Here is a 275-nt window from a genome sequence, read left to right as displayed (position 1 = left end):
AGAGCGGCCTCGGTCCAGATGGCGCACACTTCGGCGCCACTCCAGCCTTCAGTACGCCGCGCGATGTCTTCCAATGGCAGTTCGCCCTCGATGGACAGCGAGTGGGCCTGCACCTGCAGAATGCCCAAACGGTCGCGCTCGGACGGCATCGGGAAGGGAATCTGCAAATCGAAACGCCCCGGACGCAGCAGAGCGGGATCCACATCCTCAATACGGTTCGTCGCGGCGACCACCACCACATTGCCCTTGGACTCGAAACCATCCATCAACGTCAG

1 protein-coding gene is annotated in these 275 nt (G+C 62.2%); it reads right to left on the bottom strand.

Features of this window, described 5'->3' with window-relative positions; genetic code table 11:
- A partial coding sequence (locus EIK80_RS25880) for an AAA family ATPase (RefSeq protein WP_148099159.1) occupies window positions 1–275 on the bottom strand: 275 nt, incomplete at both ends.

It is taken from the genome of Caulobacter sp. 602-1, assembly GCF_003931565.1.
Taxonomy (GTDB): domain Bacteria; phylum Pseudomonadota; class Alphaproteobacteria; order Caulobacterales; family Caulobacteraceae; genus Caulobacter.
The sequence above is the reverse complement of the archived record's forward strand: the minus strand, read 5'-3'. Positions and strand labels throughout refer to the sequence as shown.